Consider the following 21,872-nt stretch of genomic DNA (forward strand, 5'->3'; position numbering starts at 1 on the left):
CGAGAAAATGGAGCCTGCCATGGCCGTTGTGGCGCAGCTAGTACACCATGCCCCCAGCGTTTCCTTAGCTGCGATTGACGGGCATGCCTGGCGGTAGCTCAATAACAGCCATTTATGGATGAAGGAACGAGGGGAATAAGGCAGATGAAAATATTCACGATTGGATTCACTAAGACCTCCGCGCGGTCCTTCTTCACCAAGTTAAGTGCTTCTGGTGCCAAGCGCCTTGTCGATGTTCGCCTGAATAATGTTTCGCAATTGGCCGGCTTCGCTAAACGCGAGGATCTTCGATATTTTTCCGAGGCGTTGTGTGGGATGGAATATGAACATCTACCAGCACTTGCTCCAACCAAAGACATGTTCGAGGAATATAAAATAAAAGGGGGAGATTGGGATATCTACGCCAGGAAATTTCTGGATTTAATGTCGTCCCGAAGGATTGAGTCAATCGATAAAGAAAAGATTGATAACAGTTGCCTGCTTTGCAGCGAAGACAAGCCCCATCACTGCCATCGGAGGCTAGTGGCCGAGTACCTTGCAGGCAAATGGCCGAATGTTGAGATCGTGCATCTTTAGAGGGGCGACGTAGCTCCACGTTTCCAACGCCTCGTCTGGAGGGCTAAGAGAGACAAAGGCGCGTATCGGCGGGAGCCGGCGCCACACATTGGGCGTACAGAGCAACCTCGCCCGCCACGGCTCGATGTCGGCGCTCAACGAGGCGAGTGGCTCTAGGTGCATTGGCAGACGGGCCGTTGGCTGACGTCGTGGCGATCGGCGGATATGCACTGGGAAGCCCGCCCATGTGTTGGGCTATCATGTTGGCGACGCCTGCGCCCAGGTGGGGCGCGGCAGGATCGCCGTCATTTACACCCCAGTTTGGTACTGCTATAGGTCTTCTGAAATAGCCGATACATCAGGACAAATTGAAGTAGCTCAATTAGGAGATATCTAATGTCAACCGGTATGTTTATTCTGCACTCCAACTATACGCCGGCGGGGGACCAGCCAGAGGCGATAGCGCGCCTGCTGTCGGACATAGAAGACGGTGCGACGCACCAGACGCTGAAAGGTATCACCGGCTCAGGTAAGACCTTCACCATGGCCAATGTGATTCATCGTCTGAAGCGGCCTACGTTGATCTTGGCTCCTAACAAGACGTTGACCGCGCAGCTTTATGGTGAAATGAAGCACTTCTTTCCTGAGAACGCGGTCGAGTACTTCGTTTCCTACTACGATTATTTTCAGCCCGAAATCTATATGCCGGGCACCGATCGTTTCATTCCAAAGGACTCGGCCATCAATGACCACCTTGAGCGCCTGCGCCTGTCCACGACCAAATCCTTGATTGAGCGTCGTGACGTGATCGTCGTCGCTTCGGTGTCTTCAATCTACGGCCTGGGTGATCCAGATGCATACCGAGCGCTACAGATCGCTCTGTCCCCTGGGGTCAAACTAAACCAGAGAGAGCTAATTCGTCGCTTGGCTTTGCTGCAATATGATCGCACGGAGCGCACTCTCAAGCGTGCAACGTTCCGCGTCCAAGGTGATGTGATTGACATTTTCCCCGCTGATTCCGAGTACAGGGCGGTTCGGGTGGAACTGTTGGATGACACTGTTGCGTCTGTCCAATGGATGGACCCTGTTACCGGCAAGACGTTGGGAGAGATAGACCATTATTTGGTTTCGCCAAAAACGCTTTTCGCACCGCCCACGAACAAAATAGATTCCGCGTCCAAAAAGATACTCGCTGATATGGAAGAGCGGGTTGCCGAGCTGAACAGGAATAATCGCTTGGTCGAGGCAAACAGGCTGTACGAGCGGATCACGCATGACGTGGAAATGATGCGCGAGGTCGGCTATTGCTCGGGGATGGAGAATTATTCCTGCTACTTCAGCGACCGAGACGCAGCTTCTCCTCCGATCACGTTGCTGGATTATTTGCCGAAAGACGGGCTGCTGTTCGTCGATGAATCTCATGTCATGGTGCCACAGATATCCGCAATGTACCGGGGGGATCAGGCGCGCAAGGACACGCTGATCGATTACGGGTTCCGTTTGCCTTCATCGAAGAACAACCGGCCATTGAACTTTGACGAGTTCGAGAAGGTCAAGCCTCAGACCATCTTTGTTTCCGCTACTCCGGGCGACTACGAGCTGAGGGTGTCGAAAGGCAGGGTTGTCGAACAGGTTATCAGGCCAACGGGACTGCTTGACCCCAAGGTTGAAGTGCGGAAAGCGGATGGATACATAGATGACCTGCTTGCCGAAATATCGAAGTGCGTGAAGAGAAAGAATCGAGTGCTTGTGACTACGCTGACGAAGGTCAGTGCAGAAGAGCTAACGGATTTCTTGACGGACAACGGGATTCGAGCGCGCTACATGCATTCGGACATAAAAGCGGAGGATCGTGTTGAGATCATCAATGGCCTGCGCGCAGGAGAGTTCGATGTTTTGATTGGGATTAGTCTTTTGCGCGAAGGGCTGGATATTCCAGAGGCATCATTGGTTGCCATTCTCGATGCAGACCGTGCAGGGTTCTTGCGTTCGGCCCATGCGCTCATTCAGATGATCGGTCGAGTCGCTCGGAATGAAAACGGCAAGGCGATCTTGTACGCCGACGCGGTGACGCCGGCGATGAAGCAGGCGATCGATGAGACCAATAGGCGCAGGCAGCTTCAAATTGCCTTTAACGAGGAAAATGGGATTTCTCCAGCCTCGTCTGTGCGAAAACTAGCAGGGGAAGAGACGAATACGGAGGAGCCCACCGTTCATTCCGAGGCTTTCTGCGAGAACTTGTCCGACCTTTGCGATCAGATCACTGCCAAGGAACAGCAGCTACTCGAATTTACCGATACCGGTGACGAGCAGCGCGTCGAAGACATTCGTCGTCAGTTGGATGGGTTGTACCGGCAATTCATTTACATCTAATCGTTCGCCGGCATTGGGTTGCATGGCCGACCGATCTGCACCTGGGGCAAGCGGGCAGACGGTCGGCTCATCATTCAACCGGAGGGGTGAGCCGCCGAGGCTCAGTGCCCCGCTTTCCAAGGTGTTTGCCCTACAGCGTCTTGCGACGTGTCAGCGCAAAGCTGGCAACGATCCAACGGCGACCAGCATTTCATCAAATACCGCTCGAACCCTTCCCGGAATGGGGCCACGCTGAGGCCGATAGACGTACAACCCCCATGCCGGAGGTTCTTCGTTCTCCAGCACTCGCACGAGCTTCCCGCTGGCAATGTAGGGGGCGGCCATGTAGTCCGCCAGTTGCGCGAACGCGATCCCGGCCAGCGCCGCTCCCATTTCCATGTCGGCATTGTCGGCGACGAGAGTGGGTGCGGTAGGTGTCCACTGGCGTCCCGCCTTGAAGTGCCAAGGCCAGGGACGGCCGGTATTGATATCCAAGGCCACGGTAACTGGCAGGCTGCTTAGCGCATCGATGTTTGCAGGTACGCCCACTTTCTTGATCAGGCGCGGAGCGGCAACGATGGGGAGTCTCATGTCGGCGGCCTTGCGTGCGACGAAGCGGCTATCGCGCATGAATCCGACCCTGATCCCGACGTCAATCCCTTCGTCAACCGTATTGCTGATGCGATCGGACAGGCGCACATCCAGCGTGATGCCTGGATGACGCGCGGCCACGCGCTCCAGTGCCGGTAGCACCGCTCTGGCGCCCAAGCTGTGCGGTGCGGTGATGCGAACCGTACCGGACAGAGAGGCCTGCTGGTCGGAGCCAGGCGGTCGCCACAGATCCTCGAACCGCTCCAATGCGGGGCGCACTTGGTCTAGCAGCCCTTCGCCGAAGGCGGTGATGCGCACCTGGCGCGTGCTTCGATGAAACAACACCTCGCCGTAGTGTTGCTCCAGTTGCTGGATGGCACGGGTTACACCTTGCGGAGAAGTCCCCAGCCGGACGGCCGCATCGCGAAAACTGCTGCTTTCGGCCGCCACCCGAAAGATGCGCAGTAGTTCCATTTCCTTGTTCATGACGCACGCCTCATGGCCGGTTTCGCTGCTCGTTAATTGTTCCAGATTGTGGAATTATAAAATCGCAACAATTCCATATACAAGGGGAGCGCGGTTGCCCAGACTGACAACACCCCGGAATGCTCCGCTCCGAACAACCCAACAAGGAACGCGAATGAACGCTGAGACTCTCATCACTGCCTACTACGACGCCTTCAACCGCGGCGACCGCGAGGCCATGCTGTCAATGTTGACCGATGACGTCGCGCACGACTTGAACCAGGGCGCTCGTGAGGTCGGTCGCGAAGCCTTCCGCGCCTTCCTGCAGCGCATGGACCGCTGCTATGGCGAGCAACTGCGCGGGATCGTGGTGATGGTCAGCGCCGACGGCCTGCGTGCAGGCGCGGAGTACGTGGTGCATGGCGAATACAAGGTGACGGACGACGGGCTGCCGGAAGCCCAGGGCCAGCGCTACGTGCTGCCGGGCGGCGCGTTCTTCGAGATCCGCGATGGCAAGATCGCTCGTGTCACCAACTACTACAACCTCGGCGACTGGATCGCACAGGTTGGAGGGGACGCCTGAAATGACCAGCGACGTGCAGGTGCTGGTTCGTCGTGGCGCGGACATTGCCGAATGGTTCGATGCCGTGGCAGGCCTGCGGGCGAGCGTCTTCCGCAGCTTTCCTTACCTATACGAGGGCGACACCGAATACGAGAAGCACTACCTCGCCATGTACGCCCGTTCGGCAGACAGCCTGCTGGTACTCGCGCTCGCTGATGATGTGGTCGTGGGTGCGTCCACGGGGTTGCCGCTCGGCGATGCGGAGCCGGCCTTCCATGTGCCGTTCGCCGATCGAGGAATCCCGGTGGAGGCAGTGTTTTACTGTGGCGAATCAGTCCTGCTCCCGGCCTTCCGGGGCCTTGGCCTGGGCCATCGCTTCTTTGACGAGCGCGAAGCGCATGCCCGTTCGTTGGGCGGCATGCAGTGGGCATCGTTCGCGTCGGTGGATCGTGCAGACGACGATCTCCGGCGTCCTTCCAACTACCGCAGTAATGACCCCTTCTGGACCCGTCGCGGCTACGTGCGGCAGTCGGACATGAAGGTTACGCTGCCCTGGAAGCAGGTGGGTGAGCCGAGCGAAACCGAGCAGACGCTCACGATGTGGCTGCACTCCCTGGAGAACGCGAAATGAAAGTAGCAGTTGCGAAATACTCAGTGGGTCAGCCCGCGGACTTCGAGGCATTTGCTGCGCGGCAGCGGCTGGCTCTGGAGGAGGCGCGCCGTGGCGGGGCGGAACTGGCCGTGTTGCCCGAGTATCTATCCCTCGAACTGGCTGCAACGTTCGAGCCTGGCATCCGCCATGATTTCAACGCCTCTCTGGCCGCGCTGCAGGCCTTGCAGCCTGCGTGGCTGGCACTGTATGCCGACCTGTCGCGCGAGTTGTGCATGACCATTCAGGCCGGTACGTTTTTGACCCAGGTTGGATTGGACCGCTACCGCAACCGGGCTTGGTGGTTTGCGCCTGACGGCACACGCGACTACCAAGACAAATTGCAGTTGACGGGGTTCGAGAAAGACGCCGGCGTCATCGAGGGTGGCGACGAACTCAAGGTGTTCGATTTGAAAGGCGTGCGTGCCGGCATCGCTGTTTGCTATGACAGTGAGTTTCCATTGCCCGTGCGAGCCCAGCGAGAGGCGGGAGTGCGCCTGCTGCTGGTTCCGAGCTGTACCGACACCCAAGCAGGTGCAACCCGGGTCCGTGTGGGCTGCATGGCGCGGGCACTGGAGAACCGAATGTTCATCGCGCAGGCCGTGACGACCGGAGCTGCTGACTGGAGTCCGGCGCTGGACACGAATACTGGCGAGGCCACGATCTATGCACCCATGGATCGCGGATTCCCTGAGGACGGCATTCTCGCGACGACGTGCGGCACGCAGGCATGGGCAATCGCAGATCTTGACGTCGATGCGCTCGAACGAAACCAGGAACAGGCCCAGGTTGCCGTCGATCGCGACTGGGACGGCCAGATGTTGCCTGCACTGCGGAAGGCTCGGTACTCGGGTCGTCAGGTCGCCTAGCCGGTCTCATCTTGATAGCTTCAGCTCGATGAGTCGGCTTAGATAGATCATGTCTATCTGCGCATAGATTTTTCCAGTTTGACCAGTTTTGAACTTGCCCCGATGCTGTCGGTACATGCAAGAAATATTCATTGATTTGAATATTTTGCGCTTCTTGGGAACAAACCTGTACTAGCCTGTAAGAGTGCTCGAAGAGCACAGAATTTGTGGCGAAGTTCGGCCGCATATACTATGGGGGAGTATTGTATAATGCGGCGGTGTACCCAAGTTGAGAGGTGTTCGATGCCACATAGCCCGGAAGAAAAGAAGCAAGCCCTGACGCGCATCCGGCGCATCAAAGGTCAGGTCGCGACTCTTGAGCAAGCGCTCGATGCAGGTGCGGAATGCCCTGCAATTCTTCAGCAGCTTGCGGCCGTTCGTGGGGCAGTCAACGGATTGATGGCGACCGTTCTGGAGAGCTATCTGCGGGAAGAGTTTCCCCGTAGTGACATCAGGAGCGATTCGCAGAACAAGTCCATTGACGAGACCATCTCTATCGTCCGCTCCTATCTGCGGTAGAGGCACCAGGGTGCCCTCGGTGAGGGCAAATTTAGTTAGCTAGTAAAGGAAGCGACATCATGAAATCACGTGCAGCAGTTGCCTTCGGGCCAGGAAAGCCGCTGGAAATCGTCGAGATCGACGTCGAGCCGCCGCGCAAGGGCGAGGTGCTCATCAAGATCACGAACACCGGCGTTTGCCATACCGACGCCTTCACCCTGTCGGGCGACGATCCGGAAGGTCTCTTCCCGGTCGTGCTGGGTCATGAAGGTGCGGGTATCGTCGTGGAGGTGGGTGAAGGTGTGACCAGCGTGAAGCCTGGCGATCACGTCATTCCGCTCTACACCGCCGAGTGCGGCGAGTGCCTGTTCTGCAAGTCCGGCAAGACCAACCTGTGTGTCGCGGTTCGCGCAACCCAGGGTAAGGGGCTGATGCCCGATGGTACGACTCGCTTCTCGTACAACGGTCAGCCGCTTTACCACTACATGGGTTGCTCGACCTTCAGCGAATACACGGTCGTCGCCGAAGTCTCGCTGGCCAAGATCAACCCGGACGCCAATCCCGAGCACGTCTGCCTGCTGGGCTGCGGTGTGACCACCGGCATCGGCGCCGTGCACAACACGGCCAAGGTACAGCCCGGCGACTCGGTGGCCATCTTCGGCCTCGGCGGCATCGGTCTCGCTGCGATTCAGGGTGCGCGCCAGGCCAAAGCGGGCCGCATCATCGCCATCGATACCAATCCGGCGAAGTTCGAGCTGGCTCGTACCTTCGGCGCGACCGAATGCCTCAACCCGAAGGACTTCGACAAGCCGATTCACGAGGTTCTGATCGAGATGACCGGCTGGGGTGTCGATCACACCTTCGAGTGCATCGGCAACGTCAACGTCATGCGTTCGGCTCTGGAAGCTGCCCACCGTGGCTGGGGCCAGTCGATCGTCATCGGCGTCGCCGGTGCCGGCAAGGAAATCTCGACCCGTCCGTTCCAGTTGGTCACCGGCCGGACCTGGAAGGGCTCTGCTTTCGGCGGGGTCAAGGGGCGTACCCAACTTCCGGGCATGGTGGAAGACGCAATGAAAGGCGAGATCGATCTCGCCCCGTTCGTCACCCACACCATGGGTCTCGACGAGATCAACCACGCCTTCGACCTGATGCATGAAGGCAAGTCGATTCGCACGGTGATCCACTACTGATCGCCCACTCTCCATTCAAAACCAACCACCAAGGAAATTAACCATGTCCAATCCTGTCATTTCCGGCGACGGCATCTTCTCGCACGTCTTCATCGGCGCCGCCGACGTCCAGAAGTCGGCCGCGTTCTATGACGCCGCTCTGGGTGCTCTCGGCATCAAGAACCTCGGTCCTTTCGGCAACGGATGGGTGCTTTTCGGTCGCGAAAAGCCGGCTTTCATCATCGCCCGTCCGGGCAATGGTGAAGCGCCTTCCAGCAACGGCGTGACGATCGGCTTTGCTGCCGCCACTCCCGCCGAAGTGGATGCCTTCCACGCCGCCGGCCTTGCCGCAGGCGGCACCGACGAGGGCCAGCCTGGCGCACGTGGTCACCTGCCGGGTGCCTATGCGGCCTACCTGCGTGATCCGGCGGGCAACAAGGTCTGCTCGTACACCTTCGTCTGAAAGCTAGGAAGCTGAGGGCGTTCTGAAAGGGTCAGCACAAGCCTCTACACGGCGAGCCTATTAGACGGACCGTGTAGAGCGGTGCCTACTCATGAAGATCGGCCCGCAGCCATGTGCGAAACGCATGGCTGCGGGCATTTGCTTTGAAGCGTGTTTTTCAACCAAGAAGAAATGAGGTCGTTATGAAAGAGCCGGCCAACATCAATACGACGACCGTACAACCTGCCCCGACCGCCACCGTGTACGGCATGCCGGCCTACACCGATCGTGCTGCCGCCGTGGGGGAAGTGCATGCGCGCCCGCATCTCTTGATTCAGGCCCCTCGCGGCATATTGCAGCTCGCTTTCATGACCGAAGGCGACCAGGCCAGGGATCAGATGGCGATGAGCGAGTTGTCTCATCGCTTCGGCGTTGCCGAGCCCGACCATGCTACGCCGCTCCACGGTGTGACATGGGATGAAGGAGACCTGCACTGCGAAAAGCACACCGAGTTCTCGACGTATCTCTGGTGCGCTTCCCTAGATTCCGAGACGGGAGAGCCGTGCGGCGAAAATCCGTTCAAGCATGGATTTGTTCCTCCCGGCCCGGTCGTATCCGGCATCCGTTTGAGACTTCTTCCGTGGACGCCGGAAACGGAGAAGGAGGTCGATCGCTTCGATCCTGCCAGCCTGTGCTACTCGCTGGTGGAGAACGGCTCTGCCGCCATCCTGACCGATTTCCGACAGGATGCGGATGGCCTGACGCAGATCCTCGTCCTGGCCCGCGATTTGACCCCGGCGCGGGCGGGTGCGCTGGCTCAACGTCTGCTGGAGATCGAGACTTACCGCACCTTGGCGTTGCTGTCCCTGCCGTTGACACGATCGATGACGTCGGAACTGCGACGCATGGAGTCGCGCCTTGCGGCGATCACCGACGAGATGTGTACGAGCTTGGTGGAACGGCGCGACAGCGACGTGCTGCTGTCCGAATTGACCGGCCTGGCTGCCGAGCTGGAAGCTGGCGTTGCGGCGAATCTCTATCGCTTCGGCGCCAGCCGTGCCTACTACGAGATCGTCGAGGAAAGGCTGGCAGCGCTTGCGGAAGAGGCCGTATCCGGGTACTGCACCTGGGCGGATTTCCTGCAGCGTCGCATCGCTCCCGCCATGCGGACATGCCAATCCGTAAAGGAGCGCCAGACCAAGCTCTCCGACAAGCTGACCCGGGCCATCGCGTTGCTGCGTTCCTGGATCGACGTCGAGCTTGAACGCCAGAACCGCGATCTGCTGGCTTCGATGAACAACCGGGCCAAGATGCAATTGCGCCTTCAGCAAACCGTCGAAGGCCTCTCGGTCGCGGCAATTTCTTATTACGTCGTGAGTCTTCTCGGCTACTTGCTCAAGGGCATTCCGATGGTTCACGACAGCGTGGCGCCGGTGATGGCGGTTCTGGTGCCTGCGGTGATGCTGACGATCTGGTGGATCGTGCGCAGGATCAGACACGCCCACGGCGACACGGCAGCGGAAGAGAAATCTTCCTGACGAGCTGCCGTCCTGGCGCGCGAGAGCTGCGCCGTTCCTTTGAACATAGGAGAACACCATGGAACGCATCGAACATCACGCCAGCTTTGATGGTTGGCAGGACGTTTATCAGCATGAATCCACGACGCTCGGTTGCACGATGAAAGTCGGCGTCTATCTGCCTCCGCAGGCACAGCACGGCAAGGTGCCGGTGCTGTACTGGCTTTCAGGCCTCACCTGCACCGAGCAGAACTTCATCACCAAGTCCGCCGTCCAGCGCTACGCAGCCGAACATGGCATTGCCGTCGTCGCGCCCGATAGCAGCGCTCGCGGCGAAAGCGTTGCCGACGATCCCGCCTATGACCTCGGACAGGGGGCGGGTTTCTACGTCAACGCCACACAGGAACCCTGGGCTGCGAATCATCGGATGTATGACTACGTCGTGCAGGAACTACCGGCGCTGATCGAGGCCCACTTTCCCGTGACAGCGGAGCGGAGCATCAGCGGCCACTCCATGGGGGGACACGGTGCTTTGGTCATCGCCCTGCGAAACCCGGGCCGTTATCGCAGCGTCTCGGCCTTCTCGCCCATCGTCGCTCCCACCCAGGTTCCCTGGGGACACAAGGCCTTCGAGGCGTATCTGGGTAGCGACCGGGAGGCGTGGAAGCAGTACGACACCGTGGAGCTGATTCGCACCGTGCAGGAGCGTCTGCCGCTGCTGGTGGATCAGGGCTTGGGCGACGAGTTCCTGGAGAGTCAGCTTCAGCCCGATCTGCTGCGCAAAGCCTGCGACGAGACGGGACACCCGCTCACGTTGAATCTGCGCCCGGGCTACGACCACAGCTACTACTTCATTGCCAGTTTCATTGGCGAGCATATGGCACACCACGCATCGGCGCTGAAACGCTGAGAGAGAGGAGATCAGGTCATGACAAAGACCTCCAAAAATCGACATCACTTCGTCATTATCGGAGCGGGCTTCGGCGGGATCGAGGTTGCCAACCAGCTTGCTGGTGCCGAGGTCGATGTGACGATCATCGATCGGCGCAATCATCACCTGTTCCAACCCTTGCTTTACCAGGTTGCAGGGGCGTCACTTTCGACATCCGAGATCGCCTGGCCTATTCGCTATCTCTTCCGCAATCGCCCGGAAGTGAACACCTTGATGGCGGAAGTGGAAGGTATCGACCAGGACGCGCGTCAGGTCATTCTCAACAATGGCTCGCGCCAAACCTACGACACGCTCGTACTCGCGACAGGTGCTACCCATGCCTATTTCGGACACGACGAATGGGGGGCTTTCGCGCCGGGGTTGAAGACGCTGGAAGATGCCACGACCATTCGAGGCCGAATTCTCGCGGCCTTCGAGGAGGCCGAGCGCACGAGCGATCCTCAGCAGCGTGCCGCGCTGCAGACGTTCGTCATCATCGGTGGTGGTCCCACCGGGGTTGAATTGGCCGGAACCATCGCCGAGCTGGCGCGAGACACGCTGGCGCGTGACTTCCGCTCGATTGACCCGAGCACGTCGCGGGTTGTACTGATCGAGGCGGGCCCGCGTCTGTTGTCCGTCTTTCCAGAGGATCTGTCGGCCTATACGCGCCAAGCACTCGAAAAGCTCGGGGTCGAGGTCGTGCTGGGTACGCCGGTCACCGAATGCTCGGCCGACGGCGTGGTGTATGGCGGCAAGCCCCTTTCGGCCAAGACCATCGTCTGGGCCGCCGGGGTCCAGGCGTCTCCCGCGGCCCGCTGGCTGGGTGCTGCGTCTGATCGTGCGGGTCGAGTGGTCGTTGGTCCCGACCTGACGGTGGCCGGCCGCCCGGAGGTCTTCGCCATCGGCGATACCGCCTCGTGCACCATGGCCGATGGGAAGTCCGTACCGGGCATCGCCCCCGCCGCCAAACAGCAAGGCAAGTACGTCGCCAACCTCATTGGACGGCGTTTGAAAGGCAAGCTCGCTGACGGGCCTTTCAAATACCGGCATCAGGGGAACCTGGCCACCATCGGCCGCAGCCTGGCCGTAATTGACATGGGGCGGGTTAAGCTGCGTGGAGCCTTTGCGTGGTGGATCTGGAAGCTCGCGCATATCTACTTTCTGATCGGTACGCGAAATCGTCTCAGCGTCGCGTTGAGCTGGGTATGGAACCATAGCATCGGCTACCGCGGCTCTCGCATCATCATGCATGCGATTAGCGACAAAGAGCCCACGGCGTTGGATAAATCCGGCTCTCTGGATTGAGGTGCCCACCTTATCGGAACGTCAACTATTAGAAATGCCAGGGAGAGGAACTTGACCGATCTATTCACGACAAAGCCCAAGCCTCCCTTGGCCGAACTCCTGCGGCCCAAGACGCTGGATGAATTCGTCGGGCAACGGCACTTGCTCGGCCCCGGCAAGCCGCTTCGTCTCGCGTTCGAGGCGGGCAAGTTGCACTCGTTCATCCTCTGGGGGCCGCCAGGCGTGGGCAAGACCACCTTGGGGCGCCTGGCCGCCAGTGCGACCGACAGCCGATTCATCGCCATCTCGGCCGTGCTTGCCGGGGTGAAGGACATCCGGCAAGCCATCGACGAGGCCCAGGCAGAACTGGACAACCATGGTCGATCGACGGTGCTTTTCGTCGATGAGATCCACCGCTTCAACAAGGCGCAGCAGGATGCCCTACTGCCCCATGTCGAGTCGGGGCTCCTGACCCTGGTGGGGGGGACGACCGAGCATCCGGGGCTGGCGGTCAATTCCGCTCTGCTCTCGCGCGCGCAGGTCTATACCCTCGAACCGCTGTCCGGCGACGAACTGAACCAGCTCTACGAACGCGCACTGCCGCATCTCCAGGGCGTCACGTTGGACGCGGACGCGCTGGATCTGCTCAAGGGCTTTGCCGATGGCGATGGCAGGCGCTTCCTCAATCTGCTTGAGCAGGTGACGAATGCTGCGTCGGGCGCTGGCAAGACCGTGGTCGATGGCGAGTTCGCCAGGCTGTCCACCAGTCCATCGCTGCGCAGGTTCGACAAGGGCGGCGACGAGTTCTACTGGCAGCTCTCAGCCTTCCACAAGTCGCTACGGGGCTCCGACCCTGATGCGGCCCTGTATTGGCTGGCCCGCATCCTCGACGGTAGCGGCGACGTCAGCCAGGTGACCCGCCGCATGGTGGTAGTGGCCAGCGAAGACATCGGCAATGCCGACCCGCAGGCGCTGCAACTGGCGCTCAATGCCGCGCTGGCTTATGAGAGGCTGGGTTCCCCCGAAGGCGAAATACCGATTGCCCACGCAGCGACCTACCTTGCTGCCGCCCCCAAGTCGAACGCTGCCTATGCCGCCTGGAACAAGGCGAAGGCCTTCGTCAAGAACAGCGGCTCCCTGCCTGTGCCTCTCCATCTTCGCAATGCGCCGACGAAGCTGATGCAGCAGATGGGGTATCACGAAGGCTACCGCTACGCCCATGACGAGCCCAACGGCTATGCCGCTGGGCAAAGCTACTTTCCCGAGGGCGTGGCGCGGCCGGGCTGGTATCAGCCAACGGACAGAGGTGTTGAGCGCAGGCTGGGAGAAAGGCTTACTTGGCTGCGCTCGCTGGATGATGGGACGCTGCCAGAGGCGGACGCCTGACCGGTCGCCTCCGAAACCGGCTCATCGCGACTTCACGAACTACAGGAACAGGATAAGAACATGTCAGCCACTTCTTTCGGTGCATCCTCGGCGAATATCAGCCGGGGACGCGTTGCCCGCTATCTGCGCACGGAGTCTGGTGCTGCGGTGCTGCTGGTGATCGTCACGGTCGTGGCGCTGGCGTGGGCGAACTCGCCGCTATCCGATGCCTATTTCGCGTTGTGGCACCTGGACGTCGGGTTTGACTTCGGGCCGCTGGGCCTGCACATGGATCTGCATCACTGGGTCAACGACGGCCTGATGGTGGTCTTCTTCTTCCTGATCGGCCTGGAGGTGCGTCAGGAGTTTGCCCACGGATCGCTCAGGGACCGCAGCCGTGCCCGTCTCGCTCTGATCGCGGGTGTCGCAGGTGTCGTGCTTCCCGCGCTGGTGTATGTCCTGATCGTGGGGCTGGCCGGAAGTGAGGGCCTGCACGGGTGGGGGGCGGTGGTCGGCACCGATACGGCATTCATGCTGGGCACCCTGGCGATCGTCGGCCCGCGGCTATCCGGTCAGTTGCGCGTGTTCCTGCTCACCCTGACCGTGGTCGATGACTTCCTCGCCGTGTCCATCATCGGCATCGTCTATAGCGAGGAGATTCGGATCGTCCCGTTGTTGATCGCCCTCGCCAGTCTCGTTGCGTTGTGGTGGCTAGGGCGCACCCGCCAGTGGCGGGCAATGCCGTATGTGCTGATCGTGATCGTGCTGTGGCTCGCAACCGTGTACTCCGGCATCCATGCCTCTCTCGCCGGGATGGCCGCGGGGCTGCTGATCCCCGCCTACGCGACGCAACGTCACAAGGTCGTCGCGGCAAAACAACTGTTCCGCGACTTCTGGCAGTCTCCGAGTGCCGCATCGGCCCGCGCAGTGGACTGCGGGCTGTCCCGGGGTATCTCGGTGAACGAGCGGCTGCACGAGTTCCTGCGGCTGCCGACAGCGCTGCTGATCGTGCCGGTGTTCGCCTTGGCGAACGCCGGGGTGGACCTGCGTGGTGGGCTGCTCGCTGAGGCCTTCGGCTCGCCCGTGACCTGGGGCGTCATCGCGGGGCTCGTGCTCGGCAAGCTCCTGGGCATCGGGCTCATCACTCTCGCCGCGGTCCGCCTCGGCCTGGGGCGCCTGCCGGCGGGTGTCGGAATGGGGAGCGTGTTCGGTGGTGCGGCACTGTCCGGGATCGGGTTCACCGTGTCGCTGCTCATCATCGGGCTCGCGTTCGGCACGACCTCCGACCTGGGCCGCCGGGCGACGGTCGGCGTGCTCGTGTCGATGATGCTCGCCACGTTGCTCGGGCGGCTCATCTTCAAGGTTGCCGCTCGCAGGTGGGGTGAGGAGACCGCCGATCTGCCGATGTTGCTTGAGCCGCCGGTCGATCCCGAGGTCGATCACATTCGCGGGCCAGAGGACGCGCAGCTCACGCTGGTGGAGTACGTGGACTTCGAGTGCGCGTACTGTGCGCACGCTACCGGTTCTTGGGAGGATCTGCGCGCCCACTTCGGGGACGACCTGCGGTATGTGGTGCGCCAGTTGCCGCACCACCCGCATGGGCCGATCGCCGCGCGTGCGTCCGAGGCGGCATCGAATCAGCGGATGTTCTGGCCGTGGCTGGACTTCGTGTTCACCCGTCAGCATGCGCTGGAGCGCGAGCATCTGATCGGCTACGCCGCCGAGCTTGGGCTCGACGTCGAACGGTTCATCGCGGATCTCGACAGCACCGCGGTGATCGAGCGTGTCGAGCGCGACCTCGCCAGTGCGGTCGCCAGCGGTGCGCACGCCACGCCGACGTTCTTCGTCGAGGGTCGTCGTCTGCGCGGCAGCTACGACGCCCGCACTGTCACCGCGGCGCTCGAAGCCAGTCGCCGCGGCCCCCGAACTCAGGAAGTCCCGTCCTGAGCGGGACGAACTACAGGATAAAAACATGCCAAACAATTCTTTCGGTGAATCCTCTTGTACGGCTGCGGCCAGCGGCATGGTGGAAGTGCGCGGCGCGCGCGAGAACAACCTCAAAGAGGTGGACGTTTCCATCCCGCGTAACGCGCTGGTGGTGTTCTCCGGCGTTTCCGGCTCCGGCAAGTCCTCGCTGGCCTTCGGCACCATCTACGCCGAGGCGCAGCGGCGCTACTTCGAGTCGGTGGCCCCCTATGCGCGGCGCCTGATCGACCAGGCCGGCGTGCCGGACGTCGATGCGATCGACGGCCTGCCGCCGGCGGTGGCGTTGCAACAGCAGCGGGGCTCCAGCAACGCGCGTTCCTCCGTGGGCAGTGTGACCACCCTGTCCAGCCTGGTGCGGATGATGTATTCGCGCGCCGGCGCCTACCCAGCCAACCAGCCGATGCTGTACGCCGAGGATTTTTCGCCCAACACGCCGCAGGGAGCGTGCCCGACCTGCCACGGCCTGGGCCATGTGTACGAGGTGACCGAGGCCATCATGGTGCCCGATCCCTCCCTGAGCATCCGCGAGCGGGCGATCGCCTCCTGGCCCCCCGCCTGGCAAGGCCAGAACCTGCGCGACATCCTGGTCAGCATGGGCTACGACGTTGACCGACCGTGGAAGGACCTGCCGAAGAAGGATCGCGACTGGATTCTGTTCACCGAGGAAACACCGACAGTGCCGGTGTACGCCGGCTTCACGCCCGCCGAAACTCGCGTCGCGCTCAAGCGCAAGATGGAGCCGAGCTACATGGGCACCTTCACCGGCGCCCGGCGGTATGTGCTGCACACCTTTGCCAATACCCAAAGCGCACTGATGAGAAAGCGCGTGTCCCGGTTCATGGAGGGCAAGCCGTGCCCCACCTGCCACGGCAAGCGGCTCAAGCCCGAGGCGCTGTCGGTCACTTTCGCCGGCGTGGACATCGGCGCGTTCATGCAGATGCCGCTGGACCAGTTGGCTGCCTTGCTCGAACCCATTGCCCAGGGCGATTTCCGCGCCCATGCAGCGGGGGAGGCTACGGACAAGGAAGCGACCCGACGCGACCGTGCCGAACGCGCGGCCTCCGGCCGTGCCGTCCATGCGGTATCGCCCGACGTGCGCCGCACCTCCGCGCTGTCGGAAGAAAAGCGCCTCGCCGCGCAGCGCCTGGCCGGCGGTGTGATGGCGCGCCTGCGTCAACTGCGTGGGCTGGGCCTGGGTTACCTGACGCTGGACCGGGCCACGCCGACGCTTTCGGCCGGCGAGTTGCAGCGCCTGCGGCTGGCCACGCAATTGAGTTCCCTGCTGTTCGGTGTTGTGTACGTGCTCGACGAGCCCTCGGCGGGGTTGCACCCCTCCGACAGCCAGGCGCTGTACGACGCGCTCGACCGGCTGCGTGACGCCGGCAACTCGGTGTTCGTGGTCGAGCACGACCTGGACCTGATGCGCCGCGCGCAATGGCTGGTGGATGTGGGGCCGGATGCCGGGGAGCGTGGCGGCCGCGTGCTCTACAGCGGCGAGCCGGACGGCCTGCGCAAGATTGCCGAATCGCGCACCGCCCGCTATCTGTTCGACGAAATCGCCGCGCCGGGAAGCCGGGCACGCGAAGCGACCGGCTGGCTGGAGCTTCAGGGCATTCATCGTCACAACCTGCATGGCGTGGACGCACGCATTCCGCTGGGCGTGCTGACGGCCGTCACCGGCATCTCCGGCTCGGGCAAGTCCAGCCTCGTCGCGCAGGCGCTGCCGGAGCTGGTGCTACTGCACTTGGGCCACGAGCCCGAGGACGACGCGGCCGAAAGCGCCACCAGCGAAGGGCCGGCAGTGATCGAAGCGACTGGCGGTCATCTGGCGGGCGACGTGGACGCCATACAGCGCCTGGTGCAGGTGGACCAGAAGCCGATCGGGCGCACGCCCCGGTCCAACCTGGCCACCTACACCGGCCTGTTCGACCACGTGCGCAAGCTGTTCGCCGCCACGCCCGATGCGCGACGCCGCCGCTATGACGCCGGGCGCTTCTCGTTCAACGTGGCTAAGGGGCGTTGCGAGACCTGCGAGGGCGAGGGCTTCGTCAGTGTGGAGTTGCTGTTCATGCCCAGCGTGTACGCCCCGTGTCCGACGTGCCATGGCGCACGCTACAACGAGGCCACGCTGAAGGTGCGATGGAACGGGCGCAACATCGCCGAGGTGCTGCAGATGACCGTGGACGAAGCCAGCGAATTCTTTGCGGGTGAAGACGCCGTGGCCCGGCCCCTGCAATTGCTGCGCGATATCGGATTGGGCTATCTGCGCCTGGGGCAACCGGCCACGGAACTTTCCGGTGGCGAGGCGCAGCGCATCAAGCTGGCGACCGAGCTTCAGCGCAGCCAGCGCGGCCGAAGCCTGTACGTGCTCGACGAGCCAACCACCGGGCTGCATGCATCGGATGCCGACCGGCTGCTGGTGCAGTTGCAGCGCCTGGTCGATGCCGGCAACACCGTGGTGATGATCGAGCACGATATGCGCGCGGTGGCTCAGGCCGATTGGGTGATCGACGTGGGGCCTGGTGCAGGCGCTGCCGGCGGCAGCATCGTGGTGGCGGGCTCCCCTCAGCAGGTGGCCCGAACGTCTGGCAGCCGAACCGCTCCGTTCCTTGCGCAGGAGTTGGCGCGGGCCGAGTAGCTCAGTTCGCCAAATGTTGCCAGCTTTCGCGGGGTATTGATCGTCGCCAAACGACGGTGGCGATCAATGCCCGAATCGCGTCATCCTTCCTGAGTCAGAGCAAGATAGGGATTGTTGGGCGGTATTTCGGGGAATGCCAAGGACCCATCTTCAAGGAGGTAGCCATGCAGTCGGCGGGACTTCCTCGGGCCCGTGACCTCACAGGTCCAAATGTTCAGGCCATTGGGGTGCTTGCGATGTAGCTGCAGCTTCTCGAAGCGCTTCTGCACCCACTGCCAATCCTGTTGATTCTCCTGCTTGGCGAGCGCGGCCACTTCGGGATGCTCCTGCGCATAGCGTTGGAACACACCCGGGCTGACCAGGTAGGCCGTGTCATTCACCGTATGCACGAGCGCCTTCGCGTCATTGATGATGAGCCGTCGTGAGGTGATTCCCTGCTTCAGCCAAACCATGAACTGTTCCGCGGATGGCTTCGTTGCCGATGACCCAGGCGTAGGCGCGGGTACAGGTGATGGAATGGACGTCGCGGCTGTTGCTGGCGCGGGAGGGTGGAGGAACTCTTCGGCATCCTGACCAACGCCGGCCGACTCACCCAAGCCCACCATCGCGAGCAAGTCCTCCATGACGTCGGGCACGGGCTGGGCCGCGGGCGGTGAAACGATGGTGGTGCTGTCGTCCTCCCAAATTGGAGGCTCTTGACCTCCCTGCGCTGGGTTCACCGAGACGGTTGGCGCGGGAGCCGACATGCTGGCGTCGTTTTCCGCGGGCGTCGCGTCGATCTCTACCGTGCCTGCGAAAGGTGCTGGTCGCTCGCCAGACTCCCAGATCAGCGCGGGAGCGAGACGCAACAGGGTGAACGAATGGGACCAGCCGGTCGTGCTGGTGACGGTCGCGCGCCAGACCGCTTTGCCGTCCGAGGTGGGCTGGAGCATGCCGTGGTCCTGCAGTACGTTGAACACGGCGGTGTTGTTCGCAGGAATGCCATCGATCCCCTGAGACAGGAGGTGTGCGCGCAGTTTGTCCGAGACCGTCTTGCTCACCAGCCACAAACCATCCTCGGTGAGCCAGCCATCGGAGGCTTCCGGCTGGTTCAGCTTCAACTGTTCCTTGAGCAGGTAGCGCAACCCGTCCAGCAGCTTGCGTTGCAGTGCGTGCTTGGGCGCGGCCATGGCGCGCGCCGGATCGCCGCCCAGCTCCTGGGCCACCGACGCCCGGTCTGCTTGCACGACGAGTTCCCCTAGTACACCGGCATGTTCGTACTGACCGGCCAGCACATAGAGCAGCGGTGCCCAGAGAGCCGGATAGTCGCTGAGCCAGTCCAGGACGTGGCGGTCGAGCAGTTGGCGATAGAGCAAGCCTGTTGCAGCGCTGTGCAGGCGGTATTCGCGGTCGTCACGGTAGCGAAATCGGTACGCCTGGTGCAGCGGGCCATGCCACGGATGCCAAGTACTGCCGTCGGCCAGTTCGACGTGTAGATCGACGGCGATCTTGCCAATATCGTGGAGCAGCGCAGCATAGGCGACGGCGGCGGTCCAGGCTTCGGACTGCGCCGCCTGGTCTTCGGGACTGGCACCGATGGGCAGCAGATGGGACTGCCGCAGTTTCAGGCTGTAGGCCACGATCTCCAGGCCGTGGTCGAGCATGCCGCCCGGATAGGCATGGTGATGCGCCTCGGAGGCCGGAAAGGCTTGGACCAGTTCGGCGTAGCGTTCCAGGGGCGTGCGGTACAGGGTGGCGAATTGCCGGTGTGAGAGCGACGTGCGCTGCCAGATGTGCTCCAGCAGCTTCTGCCGGCGTGGGGTGGCCAGCAGCGATGCGGCCGACTCAGGACGCAGCAGCCCTTTCGGGAGGTCGGTGACGGGTGGTGGCGTCGGTGCGGCAGCGACCGGGGGCCGTTTTCGCTGGAACAGGGAGAGCATGTGAGGTGTCCTAATGACGGGCCGACCGGGAGGCCTTTTGGCCTTTTCGAGGTAGGGCCTTTCCCCTTGCACCCCATTCCCTTGCCATTTCGACCCTTTGGCCTTTAACCGTTTCGGTATAGCGGGGCCTGGACCGCGGCTCCACCGTCAATGTGGAACCCGCTCGAATGCATTGGACGGCGACCAGGCGCTGGCCTCGGTCTATGCTGCGAAGGCGCTGCTTCCGCCGGGTACGTTGCTCTCTAGGCGTCAAAGTTGACAAACGCGACAAAGGCGACTAGAGTGAAGCCTGTCTCAAACCTACTCGGGAGATGACCATGCCCACTGCCATTGAATTCATTGCCGACCGTCTGCCGCGCGTCACGGTGGAAGATGTACGCCGCTTCGCGGATACCGTCGAAATCCGGGATGCCACGGCTTTCGCGGCCGAGTTGCAGGCGTTCGTCCACGAGCGCGTGGAAGCGGTGACACTGCCCGCCAACTTGCAGGGGGAGACCGTTGGGCAGGCCCTTGCACGCAAGGCGGCCGCGCTGCGCGCCGACACGCGCTGGGCACCGAATGAAACCGACGTCCAGCGAGGCCGTGCCGTGCTGCTGGAAACCTTCAACCAGCCGCACAACCTGCCGCCCGCGGAGTTCGCCAAGCTGGCGGACAAGTCGCGCCAGCAGATCTACAAGGACATCCTCGCGCGTCGGCTGCTGGCGCTGAACGTGGGGCCACGCGGTCAGAAGCTGCCCGACTGGCAGCTCGACCCGGTGAAACAGCAGTTGACCCAAACCGTGCTTCAGGAGGTCGAGGGTATCGATCACTGGACGATCTACCGCGCACTGTCCGAACCGCTCGAAGGCTTGGGCGGTCGCTCGCCGGTGGATGCGGTGACGCATGGCACGATCGACGACGTGGCCGAGGCCGTGTTCAACGTGCTGGGCGTTCAGGTGCATTGAAGCGAGACTGCCATGAGCCACGAGCTGCCTTCGTTCCTGATCGATGCCGGTGAACTGCTCCAGCATGTGAGCCGCGTCGTCTATCGGGGCAGCCCGCTGTACTATGGTCGCAGCAGCACCAATCGCTACGACGACCCTGCCCGAACCTACGGCGTGCTCTACCTGGGGCGCGACCTGCCCACGGCGCTGATGGAGTCGGTGTTTCACAAGCATCAGTGGCTTGATGACGCGAAGCGCTCGATCGCATTGAAAGAAGTCCAGGGCAGGATGGTGCGCGCCGTAGGGGTGATGGCCGACGTGCTTCTGGCCGATCTCACGGCACCAGGCGTCATGGCGGGCTACTTTGGCCTGAACCTGGAGCAGTTGGCCAGCCGTGGCTACACGCACACGCAGCAGGTGTCCGCTCATGTGCATGCGATGGTCGGCGACGACGGCCAACCTCTGTTTGACGGGGTACTCTATCCGTCGCGCAACAACTATCCCGCCAAGAGCATCGCCCTGTTCGAGCGTGCGGAAACGAAGGTCAGCGTCATCGAGGACATCGATCTGGTTGACCATGTGGACTGGCCGCGTTTCGTTGCCACCTACCGCATCGGCGTGGAACCCGACCCCGGCCCGATAGAACCGGATGACGAAGCGTCCTGAAGCAGCGAGAAGACACATTGGAAGCCCGAAACGGAATGAAGTGGAGCACACTGGAATAGGCATTCCTCAGTAGCAGGAGACGACCATGAACACCACAACCCGCACCAGCACCGCAGAACGTATCGGCCGCGCCTTTGGCCGTGGATGGCGTGCCTATGCGCGTGGCGAACGGCGGGTATCGAATTGGTTGGTGGCCACAGGGGTGCCTTCGGTTGGTGTCACAGTGCTGCTGTGGGCGGTCAAGCTGGCTGTGCTGGGCGCGCTGCTCTACGCCGCCTTCTGGTTCGCACTCGTGTTGCTGGGAGTCGTGGTGGCGGGATGGGCGGCGGCTGCCAATACCTCGGAAGAAGACGAGTGGCCGTTCACCGACCTCACCGAACTGCGCAAGACACCCGGCTACGATCCCAATCTGTACAACGATACGTCGCACGAGTTGTACACCGACGACTGAT

The 21,872-nt window shown here is 61.9% G+C and carries 19 protein-coding genes; 17 read left to right on the plus strand and 2 right to left on the minus strand.

Annotated elements, in window-relative coordinates; translation table 11 throughout:
• Nucleotides 1–144: 144 nt before the first annotated feature.
• Nucleotides 145–576: a hypothetical protein gene (locus tag VW41_01675; GenBank protein AJZ87844.1), complete on the plus strand. Its 432-nt coding sequence runs from the start codon at nucleotides 145–147 to the stop codon at nucleotides 574–576.
• A gap of 375 nt (nucleotides 577–951) precedes the next feature.
• Nucleotides 952–2,928, plus strand: coding sequence for an excinuclease ABC subunit B (locus tag VW41_01680; protein AJZ87845.1), 1,977 nt, complete (start codon nucleotides 952–954; stop codon nucleotides 2,926–2,928).
• A gap of 150 nt (nucleotides 2,929–3,078) precedes the next feature.
• Here VW41_01680 and VW41_01685 read toward each other — a convergent pair whose 3' ends face one another.
• Complete coding sequence (locus tag VW41_01685; protein AJZ87846.1) at nucleotides 3,079–3,984, minus strand: LysR family transcriptional regulator; 906 nt, start codon at nucleotides 3,982–3,984, stop codon at nucleotides 3,079–3,081.
• Between the two features lie 154 nt (nucleotides 3,985–4,138).
• On the opposite strand from VW41_01685, the gene VW41_01690 reads away from it, so the two are divergent.
• From VW41_01690 to VW41_01745, 12 genes are all read left to right on the plus strand, one after another.
• The gene (locus VW41_01690; GenBank protein ID AJZ87847.1) at nucleotides 4,139–4,546 is read left to right on the plus strand and encodes an isopropylmalate/homocitrate/citramalate synthase; all 408 of its coding nucleotides are present in this window, start codon (nucleotides 4,139–4,141) and stop codon (nucleotides 4,544–4,546) included.
• A 1-nt stretch (nucleotide 4,547) separates the two neighbouring features.
• Nucleotides 4,548–5,156 carry a GNAT family acetyltransferase gene (locus VW41_01695; protein AJZ87848.1) on the plus strand — a complete coding sequence of 203 codons (609 nt, stop codon included), beginning with the start codon at nucleotides 4,548–4,550 and terminating at the stop codon, nucleotides 5,154–5,156.
• Complete coding sequence (locus tag VW41_01700; protein AJZ87849.1) at nucleotides 5,153–6,043, plus strand: nitrilase; 891 nt, start codon at nucleotides 5,153–5,155, stop codon at nucleotides 6,041–6,043. The genes VW41_01695 and VW41_01700 overlap by 4 nt, the downstream gene beginning before the upstream one ends.
• A 282-nt stretch (nucleotides 6,044–6,325) precedes the next feature.
• Nucleotides 6,326–6,601, plus strand: coding sequence for a regulator (locus VW41_01705; protein ID AJZ87850.1), 276 nt, complete (start codon nucleotides 6,326–6,328; stop codon nucleotides 6,599–6,601).
• A 59-nt stretch (nucleotides 6,602–6,660) separates the two neighbouring features.
• Nucleotides 6,661–7,770, plus strand: a complete 1,110-nt coding sequence (locus VW41_01710) for an S-(hydroxymethyl)glutathione dehydrogenase (GenBank protein AJZ87851.1) — start codon at nucleotides 6,661–6,663, stop codon at nucleotides 7,768–7,770.
• Nucleotides 7,771–7,813: 43 nt separating this feature from the next.
• The gene (locus tag VW41_01715) at nucleotides 7,814–8,212 is read left to right on the plus strand and encodes a glyoxalase (protein AJZ87852.1); all 399 of its coding nucleotides are present in this window, start codon (nucleotides 7,814–7,816) and stop codon (nucleotides 8,210–8,212) included.
• A gap of 182 nt (nucleotides 8,213–8,394) precedes the next feature.
• The gene (locus VW41_01720; protein AJZ87853.1) at nucleotides 8,395–9,729 is read left to right on the plus strand and encodes an Egg lysin; all 1,335 of its coding nucleotides are present in this window, start codon (nucleotides 8,395–8,397) and stop codon (nucleotides 9,727–9,729) included.
• A gap of 58 nt (nucleotides 9,730–9,787) precedes the next feature.
• A complete protein-coding gene (locus VW41_01725) occupies nucleotides 9,788–10,618 on the plus strand; it encodes an S-formylglutathione hydrolase (GenBank protein AJZ87854.1) in 831 nt (276 codons plus the stop codon).
• Nucleotides 10,619–10,636: 18 nt separating this feature from the next.
• A complete protein-coding gene (locus tag VW41_01730; protein ID AJZ87855.1) occupies nucleotides 10,637–11,944 on the plus strand; it encodes an NADH dehydrogenase in 1,308 nt (435 codons plus the stop codon).
• Nucleotides 11,945–11,995: 51 nt separating this feature from the next.
• Nucleotides 11,996–13,309, plus strand: coding sequence for a recombination factor protein RarA (locus VW41_01735; protein AJZ87856.1), 1,314 nt, complete (start codon nucleotides 11,996–11,998; stop codon nucleotides 13,307–13,309).
• A 60-nt stretch (nucleotides 13,310–13,369) separates the two neighbouring features.
• Complete coding sequence (locus VW41_01740) at nucleotides 13,370–15,235, plus strand: sodium:proton antiporter (protein AJZ87857.1); 1,866 nt, start codon at nucleotides 13,370–13,372, stop codon at nucleotides 15,233–15,235.
• Nucleotides 15,236–15,260: 25 nt separating this feature from the next.
• Nucleotides 15,261–17,912, plus strand: a complete 2,652-nt coding sequence (locus VW41_01745; protein AJZ87858.1) for an excinuclease ABC subunit A — start codon at nucleotides 15,261–15,263, stop codon at nucleotides 17,910–17,912.
• Nucleotides 17,913–17,992: 80 nt separating this feature from the next.
• On the opposite strand, the gene VW41_01750 is transcribed toward VW41_01745, so the two are convergent.
• A complete protein-coding gene (locus VW41_01750) occupies nucleotides 17,993–19,831 on the minus strand; it encodes a relaxase (protein AJZ87859.1) in 1,839 nt (612 codons plus the stop codon).
• A 317-nt stretch (nucleotides 19,832–20,148) separates the two neighbouring features.
• On the opposite strand from VW41_01750, the gene VW41_01755 reads away from it, so the two are divergent.
• The 3 genes from VW41_01755 (at nucleotide 20,149) to VW41_01765 (ending at nucleotide 21,871) form a co-directional block, all read left to right on the plus strand.
• On the plus strand, nucleotides 20,149–20,775 hold the full coding sequence (locus VW41_01755; GenBank protein ID AJZ87860.1) for an integrase: 627 nt from the start codon (nucleotides 20,149–20,151) through the stop codon (nucleotides 20,773–20,775).
• A gap of 12 nt (nucleotides 20,776–20,787) precedes the next feature.
• The gene (locus VW41_01760; GenBank protein ID AJZ87861.1) at nucleotides 20,788–21,420 is read left to right on the plus strand and encodes a hypothetical protein; all 633 of its coding nucleotides are present in this window, start codon (nucleotides 20,788–20,790) and stop codon (nucleotides 21,418–21,420) included.
• A gap of 85 nt (nucleotides 21,421–21,505) precedes the next feature.
• On the plus strand, nucleotides 21,506–21,871 hold the full coding sequence (locus VW41_01765) for a hypothetical protein (protein ID AJZ87862.1): 366 nt from the start codon (nucleotides 21,506–21,508) through the stop codon (nucleotides 21,869–21,871).
• Nucleotide 21,872: the final 1 nt, after the last annotated feature.

The sequence above is a fragment of the Klebsiella michiganensis genome (assembly GCA_000963575.1).
Classification (GTDB): Bacteria; Pseudomonadota; Gammaproteobacteria; order Enterobacterales; family Enterobacteriaceae; genus Cedecea; species Cedecea michiganensis_A.